The organism is Bacteroides sp. D22 (assembly GCF_000163675.1).
Classification (GTDB): Bacteria; Bacteroidota; Bacteroidia; order Bacteroidales; family Bacteroidaceae; genus Bacteroides; species Bacteroides xylanisolvens.
This window is the reverse complement of sequence record NZ_GG774801.1, coordinates 205,427-216,402: the sequence shown is the minus strand read 5'-3', so window position 1 is coordinate 216,402 and position 10,976 is coordinate 205,427. Positions and strand designations below refer to the sequence as shown.

9 protein-coding genes and 1 pseudogene are annotated in these 10,976 nt (G+C 40.3%); 1 reads left to right on the top strand and 9 read right to left on the bottom strand.

The window, feature by feature from the left end:
* The 6 genes and pseudogenes from HMPREF0106_RS28240 to HMPREF0106_RS16250 all read right to left on the bottom strand — a co-directional run.
* Window positions 1–150, bottom strand: a pseudogene (locus HMPREF0106_RS28240) (DDE transposase); the annotation flags it as partial.
* 144 nt (window positions 151–294) lie between these two features.
* Window positions 295–1,464, bottom strand: a complete 1,170-nt coding sequence (locus tag HMPREF0106_RS16230; RefSeq protein WP_008640042.1) for a phosphatidylinositol-4-phosphate 5-kinase — start codon at window positions 1,462–1,464, stop codon at window positions 295–297.
* A gap of 85 nt (window positions 1,465–1,549) precedes the next feature.
* Window positions 1,550–2,833: a M16 family metallopeptidase gene (locus tag HMPREF0106_RS16235; protein WP_008022503.1), complete on the bottom strand. Its 1,284-nt coding sequence runs from the start codon at window positions 2,831–2,833 to the stop codon at window positions 1,550–1,552.
* A gap of 4 nt (window positions 2,834–2,837) precedes the next feature.
* On the bottom strand, window positions 2,838–3,590 hold the full coding sequence (gene kdsB, locus HMPREF0106_RS16240; RefSeq protein ID WP_008022505.1) for a 3-deoxy-manno-octulosonate cytidylyltransferase: 753 nt from the start codon (window positions 3,588–3,590) through the stop codon (window positions 2,838–2,840).
* Window positions 3,591–3,977 (bottom strand): 2-amino-4-hydroxy-6-hydroxymethyldihydropteridine diphosphokinase, encoded by a 387-nt coding sequence (locus HMPREF0106_RS16245; protein WP_009039564.1) that lies wholly within the window; start codon window positions 3,975–3,977, stop codon window positions 3,591–3,593.
* A 131-nt stretch (window positions 3,978–4,108) separates the two neighbouring features.
* A complete protein-coding gene (locus HMPREF0106_RS16250; protein ID WP_009039563.1) occupies window positions 4,109–6,436 on the bottom strand; it encodes a transglycosylase domain-containing protein in 2,328 nt (775 codons plus the stop codon).
* Window positions 6,437–6,664: 228 nt separating this feature from the next.
* Here HMPREF0106_RS16250 and HMPREF0106_RS16255 point away from each other — a divergent pair, with 228 nt between their 5' ends.
* The gene (locus tag HMPREF0106_RS16255) at window positions 6,665–8,413 is read left to right on the top strand and encodes an AAA family ATPase (RefSeq protein ID WP_009039562.1); all 1,749 of its coding nucleotides are present in this window, start codon (window positions 6,665–6,667) and stop codon (window positions 8,411–8,413) included.
* Window positions 8,414–8,500: 87 nt separating this feature from the next.
* Here HMPREF0106_RS16255 and HMPREF0106_RS27035 read toward each other — a convergent pair whose 3' ends face one another.
* The 3 genes from HMPREF0106_RS27035 to HMPREF0106_RS16265 form a co-directional block, all read right to left on the bottom strand.
* Complete coding sequence (locus tag HMPREF0106_RS27035; RefSeq protein WP_151433315.1) at window positions 8,501–8,593, bottom strand: smalltalk protein; 93 nt, start codon at window positions 8,591–8,593, stop codon at window positions 8,501–8,503.
* A 67-nt stretch (window positions 8,594–8,660) separates the two neighbouring features.
* A complete protein-coding gene (locus HMPREF0106_RS16260; RefSeq protein WP_008022512.1) occupies window positions 8,661–9,191 on the bottom strand; it encodes an HU family DNA-binding protein in 531 nt (176 codons plus the stop codon).
* A 161-nt stretch (window positions 9,192–9,352) separates the two neighbouring features.
* Window positions 9,353–10,912 (bottom strand): ATP-binding protein, encoded by a 1,560-nt coding sequence (locus tag HMPREF0106_RS16265; RefSeq protein WP_032851195.1) that lies wholly within the window; start codon window positions 10,910–10,912, stop codon window positions 9,353–9,355.
* Between the last annotated feature and the right edge of the window lie 64 nt (window positions 10,913–10,976).

The window sequence follows — 10,976 nt, the reverse complement described above, 5'->3', positions numbered from 1 at the left end:
CATTTGTCGGGCCAGTTCCGAGAAAGGGAACAGAGAATGGAGGCGACCTAATTCACTCGTCGCAAAACTTTGACGATATTTTTTAAGCATATCGAACTCGGTAAAACCTAAACAAGGTTCGATTTCTGAGATTTTTTGTATCTTTACCATGTGTTTTTATTTTTAATTACCCCCGTTTTGGCCGTCAAACCGTTTTTTGGGGGGAATGCTTAAAGATACAAAAAAGGCAACTAACTCGCAATGAATTAGTTGCCTTAAATTTTATTATTTTAGGAATATCCCTCATTCATCATTTTATTGGAGTCTTCCGAATTTATAGGTTCCTTTTTTAATCACTTTTCCATCTTTATCTGTTTCGACAAAAGGACCATCCTTCTTTCCTTGTTTGAAAAAGCCATCGAAGCGATTACCATCTTTGTCGATTTGTACGCCTTGACCCTCTTCCAATCCATCAACGAACCCACCTTTATATTGCATACCAGCAACAGTTTTCAGAGTGCCTTGTCCATTGGGACGGTTATCTTTCCAGTCACCGTCATAAACATCGCCATTGCTCCATTTATAAACTCCTTTACCATCACGTTTATTATTTTTCCAGCTTCCTTCATACACAGCACCATTCGCCCAGGTAAAAGTACCTTTTCCGTCTTGCATGCCGTTCTTGAAATTACCTACATATTTATCACCGTTAGCATGGTAATAAACTCCTGGACCGGTTCGCTCACCTAAGAGATACGAGCCCTCATAACGGTCGCCCGTGTGAAAGTAATAAGTACCTTTTCCATGTTGAATATCATCCGCCCAGTCACCATCATATTTATCTCCATTGGTATATTCAAAGACCCCTTTTCCGTGACGAACATCATCCTTCCAGTCTCCATCGTATTTAGAGCCGTCATCCCAGTTCATGGTACCTTTGCCGTTCTTCTTATCATTTTTCCAGTGACCGGTATATTTGGCACCGTTTGCCCAAGTATATGTACCTTCGCCTTCACGTTTATCATTCACCCAATGACCTACATACAAATCACCGTTATGATAATACATAGTTCCTTCACCATGCTGATAATCCTGATACCACATACCGTCGTAACGGTTGTTATTCATAAAATAATAGATACCTTTTCCGTGCTGCTGGTCCTGGAACCACTGTCCTTCGTACTTTTCTCCGTCAGGGAACATATAAATTCCATATCCTTCACGTTTCCCTTTCACATATTCACCTTCAAAGACATCACCGTTTTTAAAAACCGTTTTTCCTTTTCCGTTCGGTTTTCGGCCTTTCATTTCTCCCGTATAGACACTGCCATCCTTAAAAGTATAGTTGCCAATCTTTATTTCAGTGGAGAATGTATCTTTAATTTTTCCGAAAAATCCGCCTTTCTTTCCTTCATTTTCTTGTGCCATTACTCCCTCTTGTGCAAGGAGAGCCAATAAAAGTGTAGTATATAGATATTTCCTCATTGGTTTTAGTCGTTACTCATTTTAGAATTACAATTTGGACAAAGATACAATTTCTATCCCAAACAGCCCACTTTCGGAAAGCAATTTATGACAACTTTTTACCTGCAATGACCTCTTTTAATGTCTCTTTGCACAAATAGCGTTGTGCCAAATCTTGTATTTCTGCAGGAGTAACCTCGTTTACAGCCAGCAGAGAACGTGAAAAGTAGTCATCATCCAGACCGGAAGTAGCAATAAAGATCCATGCATCCGAAAGTGAGAAAGGAGACTCATAACTACGGCACATTTCGCCCAACATATAGTTGCGTACGATAGTCAGTTCTTCCATCGACACAGGTTCCTGATGCAGACGGTCAATTTCATGATATACTTCCTGTATCAACGGTTCCACATATTCATTATCCGTTTCTGTCGATATAGCCAGCAATCCGCTATCCGGATAAAACATGATTCCTGCTGAAATGCCATAAGTATACCCCTTTTCTTCACGGATATTAGACATCAGACGACTGCCGAAATAGCCTCCGAATAAAGTCATCAATACCCGGAGTTTCAGATAATCAGGATGGTTACGAGTGATGGTTGTATATCCCATCTTTACAGCACTCTGCATGGCATCCTCACGTTCTATAAAAATCCTCTTTTCGGGAACGGCAGTAAAAGAAAAACTTAATTTCGATGCCGGCTGTTGATGTTGACCAAAAGAAGTGCCGAATGTATCCGTCACCCGGCTGATAATATCCTCCGTCACCTTGCCGGATAAGAAAATAGAGCAATTGCCCGAATGGTAATACCGTTCATAAAATTCACGAAGCACTTCCGGAGTGATAGCATGATAATCTTCCTCCACCACTATTTTACCACATGGATGCTGTTCGCCATAAAGCGACTTCAACAGACCACGATGTGCCAGGAAATCAACTTTGGAAGTATTGACCAGATATTGTTGGATATTGGTATCGAGGATAGTATGCAATTCTTTTTCCGGAAAAAGCGGTTCTTTAATCATGGATTCTACCACTTCCAATGTTTTCGCCAAATACTTATTCAACGAATAAACAGTGATGTATGCATACTCCGACGAGCTGGACAGTTCGAGCCACGAACCGTAGTAATCCAGTTTCTCGGCAATGGTAGCAGCCGTATATTTTGTCGTACCTTCGCGCAACATCCGGTTTGTAAACAAGGCTTGCAGTTTCTGCGACTGCTGCCAACGGGCTCCAGCGAAAAGCACATCTATGCGTACTACTTCCTGTTCACCCGCATTAATAACAGTCAATGGAATACCATTTGGCAATGTCATTCGGACGGGAGGAAGTATACGAAAATTTTTCAGGGTTTGTATTTCAGGTTGTATTTTACGATCCATACGATTAGATTCTATTCTTCAAAAACTCTTCTGCCCGTTCCAAATCTTGCGGGGTATCGATTCCGATGGTTTCTACTTCACTAATGCCCACCTTTATTTTATATCCGTTCTCCAGCCAACGGAGCTGCTCCAAAGATTCAGCCAGTTCCAGAGAAGACTGCGGAAGCATGGTTATCTCCTTCAGCACATCTGTACGATAGGCATACAGTCCGATATGCTTGTAGTAGGTATGTCCCTTCAGCCAGTCCTGTTTCTCGGCATTACGCTGATAAGGAATAATGGATCGGCTAAAATAAAGCGCGTTCCAGTTCGTATTGACTACCACTTTCGGTGAATTTACGTTTTCCAGTACAGCAAACGGTTCATCTGCAGTAAAAGGTTTCACCAGCGTGGCAATCTGCGTGGTTACATCTTCGAAACAAGCCTTTACCGCATCCAATTGTGAAGGCTGAATAAAAGGTTCATCTCCTTGTATATTGACCACGACATCAAAGTCACCTCCAATCTTTGTACAGGCTTCATAACAGCGGTCCGTACCGCTTTTATGATGAACAGAAGTCATCACAACCTTACCTCCGAACGCCTTGACAGCAGCTTCAATACGCTCATCGTCCGTGGCTACATAAGCGTCATCCAAAACGCCAGCCACTTGCTCATACACACGTTGTATAACAGTTTTTCCACCCAACATAGCCAACGGTTTTGCAGGAAAACGAGTGGATGCATAGCGGGCAGGTATAATTCCAAGAAATTTCATCTACTTAATAAATAATGAAGAATGGAAGGCAGATAATGACTGTTGTATATATCCCCTTTGCCAATCCTCCGGTTTTACTATTTTGTTATCATATAAAAGCATGTCAATGTCCAGACAAACTTTCTCCTCTTTTTTATCTTCCGGACGACGTCCGGACCTCTGTTCTATATCTTTCAGCATTTTCCTCACTACCTCTTCATCTTTATCGGAAAAGAACATAACCACTTGGTTGGCAAACAAGGCCGGATTCTTAAAAAATAAAGGTTCAGTTTCCAATTCGGGCGCAAAACATATAGAAGAGAACGATTCAGTCAGTTCCTGTCTGGCAAAAGTCAAATTCTCTTTCCTGTTGTAATTACTCCCTATGCAAACAATATACCTATGCATTAAAAAATAAGTATTTAAGTATTAGGTATTAAGTATTAAACATTAGATATTAGAGATATTACACCTACAGTTCAGTGCCCCAAACGCTACGGTTAATACTTAATACTTTATACTTAATACTTATTTCAGACTTAGTTAAAAAGATCGTCCAATCCCCCCTCTTCTATCACCTCTCCGTCCGGAGTTTCCGAACCGGCACACGGATCAAATCCTTCAGGAAGTTTAAATTTCTCCTGCTGGTCATATCCCAAAGTCGGGTCATCATACACTTTCTTCATATACAATGCCCAAATAGGCAAAGCAGCAGCAGCTCCCTGTCCATAGGTCATTTTACCGAAATGGATGTCACGTTCGTCACCACCTACCCAACAACCGGATACCAGCGAAGGAGTGAATCCCATAAACCAAGCATCAGAGTTATCATTGGTCGTACCTGTTTTTCCACCCATATCAGCGGTAATTCCATAACGACGAACACGTCCACCTGTTCCTTCATTAATAACGGCGCGCAACATAACCAGCATTTTATATGCACTTGAAATACTTATCACCTCCTCCATTTGCGGTGCAAAGGTAGAAAGCACATTACCGTCACTATCTTCAATGCGTGTAACAAACAATGGAGCCACACGAATTCCTTTATTGGCAAAAGCTGTATATGCACTTACCATCTCACCGACAGAAATTTCACAAGGTCCCAGACAAAGCGAAACCACCGGGTCAATTGCTTTATTACGAACCCCAAAACTATGGATCAAACGTACAAGATTATACGGATTCAGTTTGCCCATCAAATAAGCAGAAATCCAGTTATCAGAATTAGCCAATCCCCACTTCAGAGTCACCATTTCCCCATAACGTTTATTATTTGCATTACGAGGCGTCCAAGGAGTTCCGTTCTCATCAATCAACGTTTGCTCTACGTGGCGTGTCTGATCACAAGGAGAAAAGCCATTTTCCATTGCTAATGTGTATAAATACGGTTTGATAGTAGAACCTACCTGACGACGTCCCACCATTGCCATATCATACTGGAAATATACATAATTCGGTCCGCCTACATAAGCCTTCACATGTCCGCTTACCGGATCCATCGACATGAATCCTGTCCGCAGGAAAGATTTGTAGTAACGGATGGAATCCATCGGTGTCATAATTGTATCTTTATCTCCCTTCCAGGAAAAGACAGTCATTTCTTCCGGGGTATCGAACGCTTTACGAATCTGCTGTTCCGAAGCTCCCGCCTCTTTCATAAGACGATAACGATCCGTCTGCTTCATAGCTTTTGTCAGCAACTCTTCTACTCGTTTTTCCGGTAGTGATCTTGCATACGGGGCATTTTTGCTTCCCTCTTTTTCTTTGAAGAATACAGGTTGCAAATAGTCACCCAAGTGTTCTTTTACGGCATCCTCTGCATATTGTTGCATACGTGAATTGATCGTTGTATAAATCTTCAATCCATCTGTATAGATGTTATAATTCGTACCGTCTTTCTTTTTATTTTTTGCACACCAGCCATACAACGGGTTAGTTTCCCACGCAATAGAATCTTCGTAGAATTTCTGCATTTGCCAACCACGATAATCACTTTTTACCGGTTTCGGTGCTGTCATCACACCACGGAGATATTCGCGGAAATAGGTAGCCAATCCCTCTTTGTGGTCAACGCGGTTATATTTTAGTTTCAGCGGAAGAGCCTGCAAAGAATCACATTCTGCATCTGTGATATAACCAGCTTTACGCATCTGCTCAAGCACTACATTACGACGGCCACGCGAACGTTCGTTGAAACGAACCGGATTGTAAAGCGACGGATTCTTACACATACCAACCAGCGTAGCCGCTTCTTCAATCTTCAAATCCTTCGGTTCGCAGCCGAAATAGGTATGCGCAGCAGTTTTAATACCAACCGCATTATTCAGGAAATCAAATTTATTGAGATACATACTCAATATTTCCTCTTTGGTGTAGTAACGTTCAAGCTTCACCGCAATCACCCATTCAATCGGTTTCTGGAAAAGACGTTGCAGTGTATTTCTCGCCACATTCTCTGTAAACAACTGTTTGGCAAGCTGTTGCGACAAGGTACTACCTCCACCTGCATTTTTCTGAAACATCAAACCACGTTTTACAAACGCACGAAACAATGCCTTGGCATCAATTCCTGAATGTTCGACAAAACGAACATCTTCCGTTGCAATAAGAGCATTGATAATACTAGGCGACAAATCCTTGTAAGCTGTGTACACCCGGTTTTCCTTACTGTAAGACCACGTACCAAGCACTTTTTCATCTTCAGAGAAAATCTCCGTTGCAAATTTATAGCTCGGATTCTCAAGTTCCTCTACAGGAGGCATATAGCCAATCCAACCCTTTGAGATAGAGACAAAGATGACAACAATAGCCAACACAATGACTGCCAGAAATATCCAAAGAGCCTTTATTATTTTTCGAATCATGTTTTTTCTTGCTTAAAATGACGCATTTAATTAAGGTACAAAGGTAGATAAAATCCGCTATTCAGCCAACGAGTTTGATTATAATTTCTATTTTGTTAAAATATGGAGCGGCACTCATAACAAATAGTACGAAACCAAAAAGAAAGAACGTTTGTTTGGGAAAGTAGCGGAAAGGAAGTATCTTTGTCTACACTTATTCAAAGTATATTCATATAAAAGGTATAAATTATGGAATATGTATTATCAGACAGGAAGTTGTTACCTTATGGTATGATGAACTTCGAGGACATTCGTTTGGACAATTATTATTACGTGGATAAAACCGCTTTCATCCCTTTGATAGAGCAGTCGGATCGTTTCTTCTTTTTTATCCGTCCGCGTCGATTCGGAAAAAGTCTGACCTTGAATATGCTTCAACATTATTATGACATACGTACCAAAGATAAGTTTGACGCTTTATTTGGCGACCTTTATATCGGAAAGCACCCTACGAAAGACCGTAATAGCTATCTAGTAATAAAATTAAATTTCTCAGGAATCAGTGGAGATTTACACAGCTACCGCAAAGGTCTAGACGAACATTGCAAAATCGTATTTGACTATTTCTGCGATGTTTATGCCGACTATTTACCCGAAGGAATCAAAGAAAAAATGAACGAAAAAGACGGGGCAGTCAGCCAATTCGAATATCTGTTTACGGAATGCGCTCGTGTAAATCAAAAGATTTATCTCTTCATTGATGAATATGACCATTTCACCAATACAATACTCTCTGATGTCGACAGCATGAACCGTTACACTGATGAGACACACAAAGAAGGTTATTTACGTGCCTTCTTCAATAAAATAAAATCCGGTACCGACTCCAGCATCAAACGTTGTTTCATCACAGGTGTCAGTCCCGTAACAATGGATGACTTGACCAGCGGCTTCAATATCGGCACTAATTACTCCCTTTCATCAGAATTCAATGAAATGATGGGATTCACAGAAAGTGAAGTTCGCGAAATGTTAACTTATTATTCTAATACAGGGCATTTCAACCATACCATCGATGAATTGATAGAAATTATGAAACCGTGGTATGATAATTACTGCTTTGCACAAGAATGTTATGGTCAAACCACTATGTACAATTCTAACATGGTGCTTTATTTCGTCAAAAACTACATCCGATACGGTGAAGTACCGAAGGACATGGTAGAAGACAACATCCGTATCGACTACGAGAAATTGCGTATGCTCATCCGCAAAGATAAAGAGTTTGCGCACGATGCTTCCATCATACAGACCTTAATAAGCCAAGGCTACATCACTGGAGAAGTGAAGAAAGGATTTCCAGCCGCCAGTATTATTGATCCAGACAACTTCATCAGCCTACTCTATTATTTTGGTATGCTTACTATTAATGGTACACATGAAGGAAAGTGCAAACTCACCATTCCTAATCAAGTAGTCCGCGAACAGCTTTACACCTATCTATTGAACACTTACAATGAAGCCAACTTAAGCTTCAGTAATTATGAAAAAAATGAATTATCCAGTTCACTCGCTTATCGAGGTACATGGAAAGCATATTTTGATTATATAGCCGATTGCCTGAAGAGTTATGCCTCCCAGCGTGACAAACAAAAGGGAGAATTTTTCGTGCATGGTTTCACATTAGCCATGACTGCACAAAACCGATTCTACCGTCCCATTTCGGAGGCAGACACACAAGAGGGATATGCCGACATCTTCCTATCTCCATTATTGGATATTTATCCCGACATGAAACACAGCTACATAATCGAGTTGAAATATGCCAAATACAAAGATTCAGAGAATCGTGTGGAAGAATTACGATTGGAAGGTATCGCCCAGACAAACCGTTATGCTGATACTGATACAGTGAAAAATGCAATTGGCACCACACAGTTGCATAAGATTGTAGTAGTGTATAAAGGAATGGAAATGAGAGTATGCGAGGAAGTATAATTCTCTAATTATATCTAAAACACAAACAGGCGGGATTTTTCCCGCCTGTTATTCATTCATAAATATACCTATTTATAAGATAATCAATTACAAGTTTGCTGCCTGTACACCGACCACTCCGGCAATTGCACCAGCAACAGCAATAATCACTTTCAAAATAATACTCCACGTTTTTTTCATAGACATTTTTCTTTTTTATTAAACACTAAATAAACACCCTAACCATCAATCGTTAATTGACAATTCATTATGCGGCAGGATCCGGTGCTTCTCCGCTACCGCCACCTTCATTTCCTCCACCTTCTTCTCCGCCATCATCCGGTTTTTCAGGATCATTAGGAGAAATAGTCATATTAAGCTTCTTCAGATATTCATCCAAGCTAATCAAATCCAACTTCTCATCTGCACGGGTGGCAGTCTTTGTAACGCGCAGCTCTTTATTCGCCTGAAAAAAAATACGAACGCTCTCTACACTTTTTGCATTAATATCCTTCGCCAGTTCGGCACCTTTCGAACGGGCAGTCAACATAAAGACGCCCAGACCTTCAATATTCACAGACTTACCTTCCAGCAGCTGCTCCTTCATCTTTTCCACAAAATTTTGGATCACACTCTTGATATCACCGACAGACAACGAAGAACGATCCTGCATTTTCTGTGCAATATATTTCAGATTGACAGACTGACCTAAAGTGATCAGATGCGGATAATATCTCTTGGGAGAATTGGGAACACGCGGATCTGTTGGGCGCGTAATGACTTTGTAAATTACACTCATACTACGTTTTTTTAAAGATTTAAATTCAAGTTATTTATTCACGTTTTGTTGATCAACACTGCAAAGGTGAAGCTTTTATTCCGGATAGAAAAGAAAAAAGCCCCTTGCGGAGCTCTTTATATTCATACTAGTATATAACAATTTATTAATCAGTAATATAATTAAACTTTTAGAATTTTCCATTCCCCTATTGTACACTGTTCGCTATCAAAACTGACAGCCACCTTTACTATAGGCAATCCGCACAAAGCAAAACGTTTGGGGTAATTCTTCAGATCAATTTGCTCCATCGCCCTATCCGCACTCTTGTCCAGTTTCAATTCCATCACATACAACGTAGTCTTTGTACGAAGCACCATATCCACCCGTCCACTGGCAGTACGAACCTCCACATCTACATAATAACCCAACAAACTGAATATAATATAAAACATCTGTTGGTAATGCCCCTCATATTTCGTATTATCACATTGAGGAATGGTAGACAGAAACGTTTGCAAACGACGTAAAGCAGCATCCATATCACCATTACGAATATCACGGGAAAGATAAGCTACCATAGTATTGGTTTCCGGTGTTTTACTAGCAACATAATTAGGAAGAAGACTTTTCATCAAACCTATTCTTACCTCCTTATTAGGAATATCCAATGTATATAAATCCAACTCCTTATCATAATCTTTTATCGTGATATAGCCACTTTGATATAACAATGGAGTAATGCTCACCATCCTTTCTGTAGGTGCATCAAAATCCTCCGCAACCGCAGTTTTTCTCCCTATCTCGGAAGGCGCTACACCAAATTTATCCAGCATCTTTATCAAATAAGTAGGTGTACCACTACCAAACCAATAAGAATTAAATTTACCATCTGCAAAAGCGTTAAGCAAACTGAATGGATTATATATATCAGGAGACGGATAAGTGAAATGATAGCCGTCGTAGTTTTCTTTCAGTTTTGCCAATACCTCTTCAGAAGTAACCTCCAGTTTTTGGGCTAATGCGTCTACATCATCTTTCATTTGGGCAAGTATCTCGTTTTCTGTAATACCGCAAATGGCAGCATAAGACTCATTCATGCTAATATTCTTGATATTGTTCAACTCACTAAATATACTAAGTTGGGAGAATTTGGTGATACCGGTCAAAAACACATACCGCAAATAAGGATCACACGCTTTAAGAGGGCTGTAGAAATTGCGCATGATGTTACGCAATACGCCAAGCCTCTCTTCCTCGTGTACTACATCCAGCAGAGGAGCATCGTATTCATCTATCAGCACAACCACTTGTTTCCCTGTTTGTTCGTAAGCGCGCTTGATGAGTCCTTCCAGACGCTGATTTGGATTAACCTCTCCCTCCATCTTTCCGTAAACCTCCTCATAACGAATTAGCTTCATATTCAACTCTTGCAACAGCTGTTCACAGTCTGCATGCTTGGCTGTACTCATATCAAAGTGAAGCACTGGATATTCCGTCCACTCCTTTTCCAGCTTTTCTATAGCCAACCCTTGAAATAATTCTTTCTGACCAGAGAAATAACTATGTAATGTAGAAGTCAACAATGACTTACCAAAACGACGAGGACGACTCAAGAATACGTATTTAGTGAAATGTACCATCCAATACACATATTCCGTTTTATCAATATAAAGGTAATTACTTTTCCGTATTTCCGAAAAAGTCTGTATTCCGATGGGGTATCTTCGTAAATTTTCCATTTCAATTCGATTTTTCACAAAGCTACAAAAAATATTCATCGCACCATTCACTGTTTTCAAAAAA